Origin of the sequence: Flavivirga abyssicola (genome assembly GCF_030540775.2) — a bacterium.
In the GTDB taxonomy this organism is placed as follows: Bacteria; Bacteroidota; Bacteroidia; order Flavobacteriales; family Flavobacteriaceae; genus Flavivirga; species Flavivirga abyssicola.
In genome coordinates this window covers 3,906,367-3,924,058 of sequence record NZ_CP141266.1, presented here as the reverse complement: position 1 = coordinate 3,924,058, position 17,692 = coordinate 3,906,367, and the positions used below count along the sequence as shown (strand labels likewise).

The window sequence follows — 17,692 nt, the reverse complement described above, 5'->3', positions numbered from 1 at the left end:
TTAACAACTAAAATCGTAACTTCGCAGTTTTGCGATTTTTATGAGCCAATTTGATGATTTTATTGAAGTAAAAGGTGCCCGAGCACATAACCTTAAAAATATAGATGTATCTATACCTAGAGAAAAACTGGTAGTCATTACTGGACTGTCTGGAAGTGGTAAATCATCTTTAGCCTTTGATACTATTTATGCTGAAGGGCAACGACGATACATTGAAACGTTTTCAGCCTATGCAAGGCAGTTTCTAGGTGGTTTAGAAAGACCGGACGTAGACAAAATTGATGGACTCTCCCCTGTCATTGCCATAGAACAAAAAACCACCAGCAAATCACCACGCTCCACTGTAGGTACCATTACCGAGATTTATGACTTTATGCGTTTATTGTTTGCAAGAGCCAGCGATGCTTATAGTTACAATACAGGAGACAAAATGATAAGCTATAGTGATGAGCAAATTAAAGAGCTCATTATTAGTGATTTTAGTGGAAAACGTATTAATATATTAGCCCCTGTAATTCGCTCGCGTAAAGGGCATTATCGTGAATTATTCGAACAAATAGCAAAGCAAGGTTTTGTAAAAGTGAGGACAGACGGTGAGATCAAAGACATTACAAAAGGCATGAAACTAGATCGATACAAAACTCATGATATTGAAATTGTTATTGATAGGTTAGTCATAGACGCCTCTGCAGATAATGATAAACGCCTTACCGAAACGATTAACACAGCCATGTATCATGGTGAAGACGTACTCTTGGTTATTGATCAGGATACCAACGAAACGCGTTACTTTAGTAGAAATTTAATGTGTCCGTCTTCTGGAATTTCATATCCAAACCCAGAACCAAATAATTTTTCATTCAATTCGCCAAAAGGAGCTTGCTCTAATTGCAATGGTATTGGAGAATTGTATCAAGTAAACGAAAACAAAATTATTCCGGATGATAGTTTGTCAATCAAAGCAGGTGCATTAGCGCCTCATGGCCCTGAAAAGAAAAGTTGGATATTCAAACAGTTTGAAACCATAGCACAACGTTTCAATTTTAAATTAACAGATGCCTACAAGGACATTCCCAAGGAAGCCAAACAAATGATTTTATACGGAGGAAATGAAAAGTTCTCTGTAGAAAGCAAATCACTTGGAGTTACCCGAGATTATAAAATAGATTTTGAAGGCGTTGCCAACTTCATCGAAAATCAATACAAAACAGCCGAATCCACTTCATTAAAACGCTGGGCAAAAGATTATATGGATAAAATTAAATGTCCAGAATGCGAGGGTAGCAGACTTAAAAAGGAATCCCTTTATTTTAAACTAAATAATAAAAATATTGCAGAGCTTGCTAACACCGATGTTGTAGAATTAGCAGCTTGGTTTGAAAACTTACATGAGCATTTATCAACCAAACAGCTAAAGATTGCGGAAGAAATTTTAAAAGAAATCAAATCAAGATTACAATTTTTACTAGATGTTGGCTTAGATTACCTCTCATTAAATAGAAGTTCTAAATCATTATCTGGAGGCGAAGCACAACGTATTCGTTTAGCAACTCAAATAGGTTCTCAATTAGTGGGTGTACTATATATATTGGATGAGCCCAGCATTGGCTTACATCAACGGGATAATGAAAAATTAATTAATTCTTTAGTATCACTTCGAAATATTGGAAACTCGGTGATAGTTGTAGAACACGACAAAGACATGATTGAACGTGCCGATTATGTTATTGACATAGGGCCAAAAGCAGGAAAACATGGCGGTGAAATAATTAGTATTGGTAACCCAGACGAATTAAAAACACATGATACCTTAACTGCCGATTATTTAAATGGTAATAAAGAAATTGAAATTCCTAAAAAACGCAGAAAAGGCAATGGTAAGTTTCTAGAGCTAAAAGGTTGTACAGGCAATAACTTAAAAAATGTATCTGTAAAATTTCCTTTAGGAAAAATGATAGGAGTTACCGGTGTTTCAGGTAGTGGAAAATCAACATTAATTAATGAAACCCTATACCCTATTCTAAACGCACATTATTTTAATGGCGTAAAAAAACCAATGCCCTACAAAAGCATTAAAGGCTTAGAACATATCGATAAAGTCATTGATATTAATCAATCTCCTATTGGGAGAACGCCACGAAGTAATCCTGTTACATACACAGGGACTTTTAGCGAAATTAGAGCGTTATATGCCAAAATCCCAGAAGCCATGATTCGGGGCTATAAAGCAGGTCGTTTCAGCTTTAATGTAAAAGGCGGACGTTGCGAAACCTGTCAAGGTGGTGGATTACGAGTTATTGAAATGAATTTTCTACCAGACGTATATGTTGAATGTGAAACCTGCCAAGGTAAACGTTTTAATAGAGAAACATTAGAAATTCGTTACAAAGGAAAATCAATTAGCGATGTTTTAAACATGACGATTAATGAAGCTGTTGAATTTTTTGCACACATTCCTAAAATCCACAATAAATTAAAAACGATTAAGGATGTTGGCTTAGGCTATATTACTCTAGGACAACAAAGTACCACATTATCAGGAGGAGAAGCACAACGTATTAAATTGGCAACAGAATTAAGTAAACGCGATACAGGTAATACTTTTTATATCCTTGATGAACCCACAACAGGCCTGCATTTTGAAGATATCCGAGTGCTTATGATTGTACTTAACAAACTTGCAGACAAAGGCAATACAGTTCTTATTATCGAACACAATTTAGATGTCATAAAAACCGTTGACCATATTATCGATATAGGTTATGAAGGTGGGCAAGGTGGCGGACAAATTATTGTTGAAGGATCGCCAGAAGAAATTATTAAGCATAAAAAAAGTCACACCGCTAAATTCCTTAAAAAAGAATTGAATTAGTAAATAGTATTAATAGTTAACACAGTATTCATGCTGTATACAGTAAATCATATTGTAAAATAATTAAATTAGCAGGTAAAAAATAAAATACATGAGAAAAGAACAACATCATAAAGGGTGGAATGAAATAAAAACAAACGATTCTTGGGCTATTTTTAAAATAATGGGTGAGTTTGTTAATGGTTTTGAAAAGATGAGTAAAATAGGCCCCTGTGTGTCTATTTTTGGGTCGGCCAGAACAAAACCAGAAGACAAATATTATAAATTAGCAGAACACGTAGCAAAAAAGATTGTGGAAGCAGGATATGGTGTTATTACTGGTGGTGGTCCCGGAATTATGGAAGCAGGAAATAAAGGTGCTCACTTAGGTGGCGGTACTTCAGTAGGCTTAAATATTGATTTACCTTTCGAGCAACATGACAATCCATATATAGATTCCGATAAAAGCTTAGATTTCGATTACTTTTTTGTTCGTAAAGTTATGTTTGTTAAATACTCACAAGGTTTTGTAGTTATGCCCGGTGGTTTTGGTACATTAGATGAGTTATTTGAAGCCATAACACTTATTCAAACACATAAAATTGGTAAGTTTCCTATTATTCTTGTAGGCAAAGAATTTTGGGAAGGCTTATTTGATTGGGTAAAAAAGACTTTACTAGATACCTTTTCAACCATAAGTGCAAAAGACTTAGATTTAATTCATATGGTAGACACCGAAGATGAAGTCATAAACATTCTTGATGCATTCTATAAAGAATCTGGTTTAAGCCCAAATTTCTAAAAATTATAACTTTTTTACGACTAAGTGTTTACACATTGTAAACATTGGTAAATTTTAAAACCACTATATTTTGTTATATTGTAATGCCTTGCTTGAATTGTTAACCGCTAAATGTTATATAATAAATTGAAATTACATCTCTCTAATTACTTCATTATTGTACTAATAAGCTTTACAAGTTTCAGTCAAAATAAGATTGACGTGAAGGCGGTATTTGATATTGAAAACAAACAAATCAAAATATCACAAACCATTCAATATCAAAATACGACACAAGACGCGTTACAAACTATATATTTAAATGATTGGAGCAATAGCTATGCAACAAAAAAAACACCATTAGCAATACGCATTGCCGATGAATATAAAAATATTTTTCATTTGGCAAAAAACGAAGATAGAGGATTCACTGCTATTGCGTCTATTAAACAAAACAATCAAGACTTGGTATTTCAGCGGCTAAAAGATCAGATAGATGTTATTAAAGTTGAATTAAAAGATCCTTTAAAGCCAAATGAATCATACAACATTAAGCTTGAATATATAGTTCAAATTCCAAGTGCAAAATTCACAAGTTACGGTATAACAGATTCTGGTAATTTAAATTTAAGATATTGGTACATCACTCCAGCTGTTTATAATGGCGAGTGGCAATATTACAGTAATAAAAATCTAGATGATTTATTCATACCAAAATCTGATATCACGCTAGAAATCGAACATCCAAACAGTTATATTATTACTTCAGAATTAGATTTAATTAACAAAAAACAATTACCTAACAAACAAATAGTTAAGCTTCAAGGAAAAAACAGAAATAACAACAAATTATTTTTGAATAAAGGCTCTGATTTCAAAACTATACAATCGGATCATTTTGCACTAGTTTCTAATATTAGTGACGAAGGGCTCCCTATACTGGATAGAGTTTTAATTACAGAAAAAGTAACGGATTTTATTCTGAAACACTTTGGTGAGTATCCACATAAGAGACTCTTACTAACAGAAATTGACAATGTAAAAGATCCAGTTTATGGTATTAATTTTTTACCAAAACTCATAAAAACCTACCCTAGCAATTTTAAATACGAACTTAAATTATTAAAAATTGCATTACACAATTATTTAGAAAACACATTATTAGTAAATCCCAGAAAAGAACAGTGGTTATTAGATGGTATTCAGATCTATTATTTAATGAACTATGTACAGGAATATCATCCAGATGTGAAGTTTCTCGGAAATTTAGCAAAAATTTGGGGGGTTAGATCCTTTCATATTGCAGACATGAAATTTAATGACAAATATACACTGGCCGCCATGTCTGCTGCTAGAACAAACAGAGACCAACCACTTACCATGCAAAAGGACTCTTTACTTAAGTTTAACACTAATATTGCCAATAAATACAAAGCTGGTATAGGACTTAAGTATTTAGACGATTTTATAAACGAACAAGTATTAGAAAACAGTATCACGTCATTTATATTAGATAATAAATTAAAACAAACCACAACCAAAGATTTTGAAACTTACTTAAAATCTAAAACCGACAAAAACATTGATTGGTTTTTCAAGGACTACTTAACTACGCGAAAACAAATAGATTTCAAAATAAAACAAGTATCAAAAACAGAAGACTCTATTACACTTACTATTAAGAATAAACGAGATAATAGCATGCCTATATCTTTGTATACTTTAAATAATGACAGTATTATTTCTAAAAGATGGATAGAAAACATCACTAAAAGCAAAACGCTCACTATCCCTAGAAACAATGCCAATAAACTTGTTTTAAATTACGAAAAAACAGTTCCTGAAATCAACCCAAGAGATAACTGGAAATCATTAAAAGGCTTCTTTTTTAACAATAAACCTTTACAATTTAGACTTTTTAAGGATATCCAAGACCCTTACTACAATCAAGTATTCTTTATGCCTACTGCTGAGTTTAATAATATTTATGATGGCTTCACTTTAGGAATGAGAGCCTATAATACTACGGTTTTAAGAAAACTTTTTAAATACAAAATAGAACCATCATATGCCTTTAAATCCAAAACCCTAACAGGTTCTGCTTCATTACAAAGAACACATTACTTTAAAAAAAATCTATTTGCTATTAATTACGGTATAGCAGGAAGTTATACATCCTATGCCGAAGATTTATTTGTTAGACAAATAAAACCGTCTATAACATTCTTTTTTAGAAAAGATGATGATTTACGCTCAAATAAAAGACAAACATTAAAATTTAGATATTTAGATATAAAAAGAGATGAAGACGTTAATAACGTCTCCCCTACTTTTAGTCCAAACTATAAACTTTTAAATATTCGTTATCGAAACTCAAATGACAATCTAATAAATTTCAATAAATGGTATGTTGATTTTCAAGTAGGAGAAAAATTTAGCAAAATAGCTTTTAATTATGAGTACAGACGCCTATTTCAAAGCAACAGGCAATTAAATTTACGCATGTTTACTGGTACTTTTATAAAAAACAAAACAGACATAACTTCAGATTTTTTCAGTTTTGCTTTAGACAGACCAACAGATTACTTGTTTGACCTACCCTATTTAGGTCGTTCTGAAGCCACAGGAATCTTTAGTCAGCAATATTTAGATGTAGAAGGCGGCTTTAAATCTAAACTAGAAACACCTTTTGCCAATCAATGGATTAGCACACTTAATGCAAGTACAACATTATGGAAATATGTATTAGCATATGGAGACATCGGGTTTCTTAAAAACAAGTTTGATGATCCTCATTTTGTATATGACTCTGGTGTGCGAGTTAATCTAGTTACCGATTATTTTGAAATTTACTTTCCTATATATTCTAACCTTGGTTGGGAAATCGGACAACCAAATTATGATGAAAAAATAAGATTTAAATTTACTGTAGACCCACAAATACTTTTAGGGCTTTTTAGAAGAAGATGGTACTGATATTTTAGTGAATATTCATTTTTAAGCTATTTTTATTAAATAATTATCATTTTTAAACTCTTTTTTTGACTATTTTTAATAATACACCAAAAATTTAGAGGTCTAAAAAATTGGAAAAACGACAAAGTTTTGCTACTTTTGCACGAGCAAAAAGCACAGCTAAATGCAAACTATTCCAAATTTGAAGAACGACATATCATTTGATGATTTTAAAGCAGAAGTAATAAATGACTATAAAATTGCTATTAAAAGTCGTGAATGTAGTTTACTGGGCAGACGAGAAGTATTAACTGGTAAAGCGAAATTCGGGATTTTTGGAGACGGCAAAGAAGTCCCGCAATTAGCCATGGCAAAAGCCTTTTTAAAAGGAGACTGGAGATCTGGTTACTACAGAGATCAAACATTTATGATGGCTATTGGCGAATTAACAATTGAACAATTTTTCGCTGGCTTATATGCAAATACAGATTTAGAATTAGAACCTATGTCTGCTGGTCGTCAAATGGGTGGTCATTTTGTTACACATAGTTTAAATGAAGATGGCAGCTGGAAAGACCTGACCAAACAATATAATTCAAGTTCAGACATCTCTCCTACCGCAGGACAAATGCCTCGTTTACTAGGTTTAGCACAGGCTTCAAAAATCTTTAGACATGTCGATAACCTTAACACGAACAACTTTTCTATAAATGGTAATGAAGTCGCTTGGGGTACTATAGGAAATGCAAGTACCAGTGAAGGTTTATTTTTTGAAACTGTAAATGCTGCAGGCGTTTTACAAGTCCCTATGGTTATTAGCGTTTGGGATGACGAATACGGTATTTCTGTGCATGCTAAACACCAAACAACTAAAGAAAATATATCAGAAATCTTAAAAGGATTTCAACGAGATAATAAGCATAAAGGCTACGAAATACTACGTGTTAAAGGTTGGGATTATGCCAATCTTATAGAAACATATCAAGAAGCTTCTAATATAGCCAGAACAGAACATGTGCCTGTACTTATCCATGTGTTAGAGTTAACACAACCACAAGGCCATTCAACTTCTGGATCGCATGAAAGATATAAATCTTCAGAGCGTTTACAATGGGAATCCCAGCACGATTGTAATCTAAAAATGCGTGAATGGATCATAGAAAGCGGTATTGCTACAAATGAGACACTTACGGAAATTGAAAGAACTATTAAAAGGGATGTTCGAGAAGCTAAAAAGAAAGCTTGGAATACTTTTTTAAAGCCTATTGTAAAAGAGAAGCAAGAATTAATTTCTATACTAACACAAGTCGCTTCATCTAGCCCTAACAAGGCTTTCATATCTAAAATCAAAGATGACTTAAATCTTATTGACGAACCTACCAGAAAAGACATTCTTTCTAGTGCGAGGAAAGCTTTAAGATATGTTATAAATGAAACATCCAAAGAAAAGCAACAACTTGGTGATTGGGTTAACAATATCTTTGAAAAGATACAACCTGACTTTAGTTCCCATTTATATTCTGAAACAGATAGATCAAACATCCTTGTTAAAGAGGTAAAACCGACTTATGATAATGACGCTTCTCAAGTAGATGCCCGTATTATTTTACGTGATAACTTCGATTCCATTTTAAACAATCATCCAGAAGTGCTCGTTTTTGGAGAGGACACGGGTAACATTGGTGACGTAAATCAAGGTCTAGAAGGCTTACAAGAAAAACACGGTGAATTACGAGTAGCTGATGCCGGTATAAGAGAAGCCACTATCATAGGACAAGGTATTGGTATGGCATTACGTGGTTTAAGACCTATTGCTGAAATTCAATATCTTGATTACATTTTATATGCCCTGCAAATAATCAGTGATGATTTAGCAACTATACACTATAGAACAAAAGGCAAACAAAAAGCCCCTCTAATAATAAGAACCAGAGGGCACAGACTTGAAGGTATTTGGCATTCAGGCTCTCAAATGGGTGGTATTCTTAATTTAGTTAGAGGCGTAAATGTTTTAGTTCCAAGAAATATGACCAAAGCTGCTGGTTTTTATAATACACTTTTACAAGGAGACGATCCTGCCATAATTATCGAATGCCTAAATGGCTACAGGTTAAAAGAAAAAATGCCAAACAACCTAAGTGCTATTAAAACGCCTATAGGTGTTGTTGAAACCGTTAAAGAAGGTACAGACATTACATTGGTATCTTACGGGTCTACGTTACGTATAGTTGAGCAAACTGCAAAAGACCTTTTAAATATTGGTATTGATGCGGAAGTTATAGATGTACAATCATTACTACCTTTCGATTTAAATCATGATATTGTAAAAAGTATTGCCAAGACAAATCGTGTTATGATAATAGATGAAGATGTTCCAGGAGGTGCTTCGGCCTATATTTTAAACGAAATATTAAATACCCAAAATGCGTATCAGTATCTTGATAGTCAACCAAAAACACTAACAGCAAAAGCACATAGACCAGCTTATGGAAATGATGGAGACTATTTCTCAAAGCCTTCTGCAGAAGACATATTTGAAGCTGTTTACGACGTTATACACGAATTGAACCCTGCAGATTTTCCTAAATTACGATAAAACAAAAAACAAAATATTTTTTAAAAACCTTTCCTAACCAAATTGGAAAGGTTTTTCTTTTTATATTTATATACAAAACACCTATTGCATGTTAACAAAGCTAGATAAAGAACAATTTCGAGGAACCATTTTTAGGCATCTAGACGGTATTGCAACTGCAACAACCGCCCACTCACTCGACCAAGCAGGTGTACTAAAATATTTGTTGAAAAATGAAAAATCTAGCATTAAAAAACCCTCTAAAACATTTAATGCAAACGAAGGCTATCTAAATGTCGGCCTACGCATATTATCCTCTCAAGGTTGGCTAAACATGCGCATTAACAATACCGATGATACAGTACATTATGAAACAAATTCCAAAAGCAAAAAAGCCTTTAAATTAGTATCGATATATGCAGATGCAGTAAATTTACTAAACTACTCCGTTAAATTTCCAGAACAAGGTATAGGACCAGATGCATTTAACGCTTTGGAAAAAATATTTGTGAAATATGAACAAAATTTTGGGCTTTCTACAGTCAAAGAAAACACTATTGAACATCAAATACTAAAACATATAGAAGGCGTTATAGCGGCCCCCATAATTGTTTTACTAGGCCTTAATGGGTTTTTCCATAAATACTTCATGGAAGCCTCTTTTAGAGCTGAAGAATTTCATAAAGAACCCGAAAGTTTTAAAAAAATACTGGATTTCTTTTCACACTTAGGATGGTTCTCTAAAAAGAAAGCCACCTATCAATTTACAGATAAAGGCTTATTTTTTGCCAAACGCGCCAGCGCATATGGCGTAACTATTTCATATTTACCAACATTTATGAAATTAGACGACCTCATTTTTGGAAATCCTTTAGTCTTGAAAACGGAATCTCCCGATGAAAAAGAAAAGCATGTAGATAGAGAAATGAATGTTTGGGGAAGCGGTGGTGCTCATGCCACTTATTTTAAAATAATAGACGATATTATTATCGAATTATTCAATAAACCTATTGAAGATCAGCCAAAAGGGATTTTGGATATGGGCTGCGGAAACGGTGCTTTTATCCAACATGTCTTCGATGTTATTGAATTTAAAACACTAAGAGGTAAAATGCTTGATGACCACCCGTTATTGCTCGTTGGTGCAGATTTTAATCAAGCAGCTTTAAAAGTAACAAGAGCTAATTTAATCAAAGCAGACATCTGGGCAAAAGTCATTTGGGGCAACATTGGCAGGCCAGATATTTTGGCTAAAGATTTAAAAGAAGACTACAATATTGATTTAAAGGATTTATTAAACGTTAGAACGTTTTTAGATCACAATCGTATCTGGGAAACACCAAAACAGATTATAAGGTCCGTAAGTGATTCAACGGGAGCCTATAGCTACCAAGGGGAACGAATAAGCAATAATTTAGTTGAAAGCTCTTTATTAGAGCATTTACAAAAATGGAAACCCTATGTAGAACGGTTCGGTTTGCTAATCATAGAATTACATACCATAAATCCCGAATTAACAGCTAATAATTTGGGTAAAACAGCAGCCACGGCATACGATGCAACACACGGTTATAGCGATCAATTCATCTTAGAGGTTGGTGTTTTTAATAAAATTGCAACTGAGGCTGGATTGCATCCCGATCCAAATTATTTCACCACATTCCCCAATAACGAATTAGCTACAGTAAGCATTAACTTATTAAAAGGTCATTAAAAAATGAAGGCTGTTACATTAAGAGAAATTAAACAAGAATTAAATACACTCTCAACACAAGAAATCCAGGAACTTTGCCTTCGTTTATCAAGGTTTAAAAAAGAAAACAAGGAACTATTAACCTATTTACTCTTTGAGTCTCATAACGAATCCGGTTATATTGAAAGTGTAAAAAGCTATATAGATGAGGAGTTTGAATTAATTAATAGAGATAGCTATTTTTATATTAGAAAAAGCGTTCGGAAAATTTTAAGACATATAAAAAAATACGTTCGCTATTCACAAAACAAAGAAACAGAAGTAGAACTCTTACTCTACTTTTGTCAGAAACTAAAAGACTTCTCGCCTACTATCAATAGAAGTGTTCAACTACAGAATATGTATAACAGACAGCTTTTACTTTCTAAAAAAATCATTTCAAAATTGCATGAAGATTTACAGTATGATTATAATGTCATGTTGGATGATTTATAAGTTAATTATAAGAAAACAGACGTTTGTCATGTCGACAGAGCGAAGCATGAGTGACGAGACATCTCATAAGAATGAGATTCCCTGCCTTCCGAAAACTACGGTGTACCCACAAATATTGATCCCTAAACAGTAGATATAATAATATTAAAGAAAAGCTGCATCGTGATGATATGTGATAGTATTCACCAGATAGAAGCCCAACACCTTCAGAGGGGCGGCACATAGAATTCCTTTTGAACAGGGTATTCCTTCCTAAATAAGAGGATTATAAAAAAGAGTCTAAGGTACTCGTTAAGAAATCACCATCAGGCAAGCCCCGACCCTTCGTAAGAATAAAGGATAAAAGCTTCGAAACCCAGGAGCATAAGATTGGATGGCGCATTGGCGCGACGTCGAAGTTTTGTGCTTGGTTCTTCTTGAGCCTAAGCAAAAGAAGAAATTCCTATCGAAGGGGCGTCTTTTCTTTTGTTACTTTTCTTTGGACGCGCAAAGAAAAGTAAATAATGAATATTTTTTTAGATGTGGGTACATCATAGCTGTTGGTCTACCAAGCCAAAGGCATGGCAGGCAGGCTCCTCAAAAGCTCCACTACCTATCTTCAAACAAAATATATTTTGTTTTAGATAGCGTTTAGAATGACCAGGTTTCTTCTTTGAAATATTTTAAAATACTATATATCTTATAAGTTTTTAAAAGTTATAGGAATTCCATAAGAGACTGTAACTGGTTGGCCATCTTTTTCAGCAGGCTTCATTTTAGGCAATAGCTTAATAATACGTACAGCTTCTTCTTCTAAACTTTTATCTGGCCCTCTTGATCGGATTTTAGCAATATCCCCGGTAGAATTTATATTGAACAAAACAAATACACGTCCCTCTATGTTATTTTCTTGTGCTGTTTCTGGATAACGAAAATTTTTAACGATATGGGATCGCATTTCCTTTTGAAAACATTCTTTAGACTCTTCTTTTGCAACCCTACTGCATCCCGGAAATGCGGGTGCTTTTTCAATAAGCCTAAAGGGTATGACAGTATTTTTATTTATTAAGACTTTCTTTTTGGCTATTTTATTCTCAATTTCTGCTTTTTTGGCATCGGCAATAAGTGTTTTTGGACGGCTACCCTTAGAAATCATATTTAAAAATTCTTTATTAGCATACCAATTTTCCAAGGCTGTGTTATTGGCACTATCTTTTGACAATACATATCCTACACAATCTTTGAAATGCACATCTGTAATTTTAATTTTTTCTAAATTTTCTTGATCTATCTGAACTTTATCTTGTAATACAATAGCCGGCTTAAAACCAGAAATCATACTTTTATTTATGCTAACTAAAGTATTATGCCCCACGTAAACACCTTCTTTTATCAAACCTGCTTGAATATCAAAGTCTAAATCCTTACTATTATTAATTAATTTTAAATTATCAGCAACCAAAGATGTGCCTTTTTTAGAAAAATCAACATTTTCTTTCTTGTCATAAGACCTTAAATCCAAACACCTTGCGCCTCTACTATTGGATGTGTAAGGAAATCTAATAGCCAATGAATTATCTAACTTAGTTTTAGTACCAAAATTAAGGCTAAAATCATTTCCGCTAGATTTATAAGAAACCATATTCTTTAAATTGACCTCTCCCCCCCAAATTTTAAAAGAGTCTCCAGCAGAATAACTTACCATCACATTTTCTATAATAGTTTCATTACCTACACCTGCCAATAATAAACCGCTAAAACCACCGCCAGCTCTATATTCTTTTTTACCTGCATATTCAATTCTTACAAATCTTAAAATACCAGAATTCTTTATTACATTTTCACCTCCATAATTTGTGTTTTTGTAAAATTTCGGCTCTAATTTTGAATAAAAAGAAGAAACAGAAGCTCTTCCAAATTTATTTGAAGGTGCATCACCTAATAAAATTATACCACCCCAATCCCCAGCTTTTTTAACACTTCTATTTGATGTAAAAACTATAGGGTCTGTTACTAAACCATCTGCAATTATGTTTGCTCCTTTGGCTATAGTTAAAGATGCCTTTGTATCATAATCACCAATTATTACTGTACCAGGTTCTATAGTAAGCGTAACACCTTCTTTTACAAAAACATGCCCTAACAATAAGTAAGTTTCTCTTTTATAAAGCTTAATATCTTCAGTAATTTCTCCTGATAATATTTCTGAAGGTTCATTATTATTGGTCAAATTTGGTTTAAACTCTGTCCAATGTTTTAACCATTCATTCTTTGTTATTATTTCCTCTTCCTGCTGAGCATTTGCATTGTAAATTAGCAAAAAAAAGATCCAGAATATTGTGAAAAAATTTTTCATGTTAAATAATTGTTAATAATAGCACGCGCTAAACTTACAATTATAACCGATAAAATGCAAATTTTATCGATGAAAAGCATTGTTAATATACATTTTTTTGAAACCAAATACATTCAAGACTGCCCAATACATGTATTAAGTCCCTTAAATTATTCACTAAGCAATTCATTAACAAACACCTCAAACGCTTCTTTAAACGCCACATACTTATCTCCAGTAGCTGGTCCATTAAACCCTGTATGGATCTTCCTAACTGCTCCTTTTTTGTCAATAAAAATAGTAGTAGGATACGACAACACATGATTAAGCATAGGTAATTTCTCTTGCGCTTTAACTTTACTTGAAGAACCATACTGCGCAAGCAAAACAGGATATGTAATACCAGTCTTATTCTTTAAACGCCTAATATTGTTAAAAGCAGATTCCTTTGTTTTTACATACTCAAAAGCCAAAGCTATTATTTCAATATCTTTATTCTTATTGTTTTTATAAAATTCTGAATAAAACTTACTTTCATCCAAACAATTAGGACACCAGGTTCCCATAATTTGTACTAAAACAACTTTATCTTTAAAAGGTGCATCTTTTAAAGAAACCATGGTTTTGTTTTCATCAGGAAAAGAAAATTCGACTTTATCATAGCCTTCTTTTAAAAAGGTTAGGCTATGAGCATCTGGCAATTCATAAGTATCATTACGTTTGGCTATAAAAGGTTCCTGAAAATGATTTCCAGAAAAAAACGTACCAACCATAGAACTATCCGTAACTGTAGCAATGAATAGAAATGCATGCGCACCATCAAAAGTAGATAGTTTTAGTTCTTCACCATCTAACACCCCTTCTAAGTAACGATAATCACCTGTAGTTGTTCTAAAAGTTCCTGTAACAACATTCCCTTTCTGGCTAAAAATGCCTTTGGCTATATAAGTATCTTCTTCAGAGTCTGGACTAAAAACAGTTTCCCAATGACCAGAAACATCGTGTTTAGCTTTTTCAGAAGTATTAAAACGGTTGGCATTTTTCTCGGCTGAGAATACCATGACTCTATTTAAACCAGCCTTAACAAAACTACCAGTGAGTTTATTATTTTCAATTTTTGCAACCAAATATCCTTCAAAAACAGGCATTTTAATATACACAGAGTCATTTTTATAAGTGATATCATCAACCTCTATAACCTCTTCAGCATTAAAAATGTTTAATTTATTTTCAGAAACCACTTCAAAATTAAATGGTAAGTCCTCGGTGTTATTTACTTTTAATAAAGCTCGATATGTTCCCGTTTCCAGCATATTTATTTTAGCATCTTGTTTGCAAGCAAAAGCAAAAAGAATCAATAGAATTAAAGCAAAATGTTTCATAAAAGGTTATCTTGAATTACATTATTCGAAATAACAACATTATACTAACAAATAAAAAAATAATAATTATACTTTTTAAGTCTACAAATTACTAGCAATGTTTGAATGCTAGCTTCAATATTTTATCTTTGCATTCTTAAAATAGTAAATTTTTTATGAAAATTTCTTACAATTGGTTAAAACAGTTTTTAAAAACTGAGTGGACACCAGAACAAACTAGTGAATTACTTACAGATTTAGGACTTGAAGTTGAAGGAGTAGAAACCTATCAATCTGTTAAAGGTGGCCTGGAAGGTGTTGTTGTTGGTGAAGTATTAACCTGTGTTAAACATCCTAATGCTGATAAACTAAAAATTACCACTGTAAATATAGGAGAAGATACCCCTTTACAAATAGTTTGTGGTGCGCCTAATGTAGCTGCTGGACAAAAAGTACCAGTCGCTACTATTGGAACAACTTTATACACTAACGAAGATGAAGCTTGGACTATAAAAAAAGGCAAAATCCGTGGAGAAGCAAGTCATGGTATGATTTGCGCTGAGGATGAATTAGGTTTAGGAAAATCTCATGATGGTATCATGGTTTTAGATGATGCCACTAAAGTTGGAACACCAGCCGCTGGTATTTTTGATATTGAAAACGATCAGGTATTCGAAATTGGGCTGACTCCAAATAGAGCTGATGCCATGAGTCATTTAGGCGTTGCCCGTGATTTAAAAGCTGGTTTAGTTCAAAAAGATATTAATTTGGAGCTTATTACACCATCAGCAAGTGCATTTCGCATAGATAATCGCACGCTCAAAATTGATATTGATGTAAAAAATAAAGATTTAGCACCTCGTTATTGTGGCGTTACCATATCTGGATTGAAAGTTAAGGAATCCCCAGAATGGTTACAGCACCGATTAAAAGCTATTGGCCTAAGCCCTATAAATAATATTGTTGACGCTACTAATTATGTACTGCATGAATTAGGGCAACCTTTGCATGCCTTTGATGCTGTGAAAATTTCAGGGAATAAGGTTGAAGTAAAAACGTTAAAGAAAGGCACCAAGTTTATAACTTTAGATGGTGTAGAACGTGAATTACATGAAGATGATTTAATGATTTGCGATGCCGAAAAACCAATGTGTATCGCTGGTGTTTTTGGAGGCATCAATTCTGGTGTGACCGAAGCCACAACAAGTATTTTTCTAGAAAGCGCCTATTTTAATCCAGTTAGTATTCGTAAATCTGCGAAAAGACATGGCTTAAATACAGATGCTTCTTTTAGATTTGAACGTGGTATCGATCCTAATATTACAGAATACGCATTAAAGCGTGCTGCGCTATTGATTCAAGAGATAGCTGGTGGAGAAATTACCAGTGATTTGGTTGATGTGTATCCGAAAAAAATTAAAGATTTTGAGGTTAGATTAAGTTTTGAAAATGCAAAAAAACTAATTGGAGAAGACATCCCGAAAGAAATCATCAAGCGTATTTTAGCATCATTAGACATAAAAGTAAATAATGTCACCGAAGCTGGTTTGGGTTTAACGGTTCCTGCATATAGAAATGATGTGCAACGAGAAGCCGATATCATTGAAGAAATACTACGTGTTTATGGGTACAATAATATAAAAACGACTAAAAAGTTAAATGCTTCTATTTCTGGCATATCAAAATTTGAAGATTATAAAATACAAAATATTATAGGAGATCAATTAGTATCGCAAGGTTTCTATGAAATCCTTTCTAATTCATTAACAACTCCAAGTTATACGACTTTAAGCGAACAATTAAAAGACGAGCACAATATTACGATACTAAACGCCTTAAGTAATGATTTATCTGTTTTAAGACAATCTTTATTATTTTCTGGATTAGAAGCCATATCGTTCAATATTAATAGAAAACGTGCCGATTTAAAATTCTTTGAATATGGTAAAACATATCATGGTTTTGGAGATAAAAGAGAGGAATTTAAACATTTATCACTTTTTGTAACTGGAAATCAAACATCAGAAAGCTGGCATAGTACAAGCAAAAAAGGTGATTTCTTTTTAATTAAAGGCTATATTATTGCTGTATTACAACGTTTAGGTATTTCAAGATTTAATGAAACCCCAATTAAAAATGATTTGTTTAGTGAAGGTATAGAATTTAGTCAAGGAAAAACTAAACTCGTTGACTTCGGTTTAATTAAAAAACCAATATTAAAACACTTTGATATTTCTCAAGACGTATTATTTGCCAATTTTAATTGGGATGCTATTTTAAATTTAGTAAAGCATAACACGATTAAATTTAAGGCTATTCCTAAATACCCTGAAGTACGACGCGATTTTGCTTTATTATTAGATGATCAAGTTACTTTTGAATCTATTTATAAAATTGCAAAACAAAGTGAGAAACAATTATTGAAAAATGTCAATCTATTTGATGTTTATCAAGGTAAAAACTTACCAAAAGGTAAAAAGAGCTATGCTGTTAGTTTTACGTTACAAGATGAAAATAAAACCCTTACAGATAAACAAATAGATAAAATAATGAATAAGTTACAAGCTAATTTTGAAAAACAGCTTGGTGCAGAACTTAGATAATATGACATTGCAAAAAAAATGCTTTCTAATAATTATATGCTGTGTATCTTTAAAGTTGAGCGCG

At 32.8% G+C, this 17,692-nt stretch carries 9 protein-coding genes; 7 read left to right on the top strand and 2 right to left on the bottom strand.

Going from position 1 to position 17,692, the window contains the following annotated elements; genetic code table 11:
* Positions 1-40 precede the first annotated feature (40 nt).
* From uvrA to Q4Q34_RS16335, 6 genes are all read left to right on the top strand, one after another.
* Positions 41-2,872 carry an excinuclease ABC subunit UvrA gene (uvrA, locus tag Q4Q34_RS16360; protein ID WP_303319177.1) on the top strand — a complete coding sequence of 944 codons (2,832 nt, stop codon included), beginning with the start codon at positions 41-43 and terminating at the stop codon, positions 2,870-2,872.
* A gap of 91 nt (positions 2,873-2,963) precedes the next feature.
* Positions 2,964-3,653: an LOG family protein gene (locus Q4Q34_RS16355; protein ID WP_303319178.1), complete on the top strand. Its 690-nt coding sequence runs from the start codon at positions 2,964-2,966 to the stop codon at positions 3,651-3,653.
* 201 nt (positions 3,654-3,854) lie between these two features.
* Positions 3,855-6,608, top strand: coding sequence for a gluzincin family metallopeptidase (locus Q4Q34_RS16350; protein WP_303319179.1), 2,754 nt, complete (start codon positions 3,855-3,857; stop codon positions 6,606-6,608).
* Positions 6,609-6,771: 163 nt separating this feature from the next.
* Complete coding sequence (locus Q4Q34_RS16345; protein WP_303319180.1) at positions 6,772-9,183, top strand: alpha-ketoacid dehydrogenase subunit alpha/beta; 2,412 nt, start codon at positions 6,772-6,774, stop codon at positions 9,181-9,183.
* Positions 9,184-9,271: 88 nt separating this feature from the next.
* Entirely contained in the window at positions 9,272-10,876 is a 1,605-nt protein-coding gene (locus tag Q4Q34_RS16340; RefSeq protein ID WP_303319181.1) for an AprA-related methyltransferase, read from the top strand.
* Between the two features lie 3 nt (positions 10,877-10,879).
* Complete coding sequence (locus Q4Q34_RS16335) at positions 10,880-11,350, top strand: hypothetical protein (RefSeq protein ID WP_303319182.1); 471 nt, start codon at positions 10,880-10,882, stop codon at positions 11,348-11,350.
* Between the two features lie 679 nt (positions 11,351-12,029).
* Here the strand turns inward: Q4Q34_RS16335 and Q4Q34_RS16330 are convergent.
* Together Q4Q34_RS16330 and Q4Q34_RS16325 are read right to left on the bottom strand one after the other, a co-directional pair.
* Positions 12,030-13,685 carry an energy transducer TonB gene (locus Q4Q34_RS16330; RefSeq protein ID WP_303319183.1) on the bottom strand — a complete coding sequence of 552 codons (1,656 nt, stop codon included), beginning with the start codon at positions 13,683-13,685 and terminating at the stop codon, positions 12,030-12,032.
* Positions 13,686-13,834: 149 nt separating this feature from the next.
* Positions 13,835-15,046: a TlpA disulfide reductase family protein gene (locus Q4Q34_RS16325; RefSeq protein WP_303319184.1), complete on the bottom strand. Its 1,212-nt coding sequence runs from the start codon at positions 15,044-15,046 to the stop codon at positions 13,835-13,837.
* Positions 15,047-15,201: 155 nt separating this feature from the next.
* Between Q4Q34_RS16325 and pheT the strand changes: the two genes are divergently transcribed.
* Entirely contained in the window at positions 15,202-17,628 is a 2,427-nt protein-coding gene (pheT, locus tag Q4Q34_RS16320) for a phenylalanine--tRNA ligase subunit beta (protein WP_303319185.1), read from the top strand.
* The last annotated feature ends 64 nt before the right edge of the window (positions 17,629-17,692 follow it).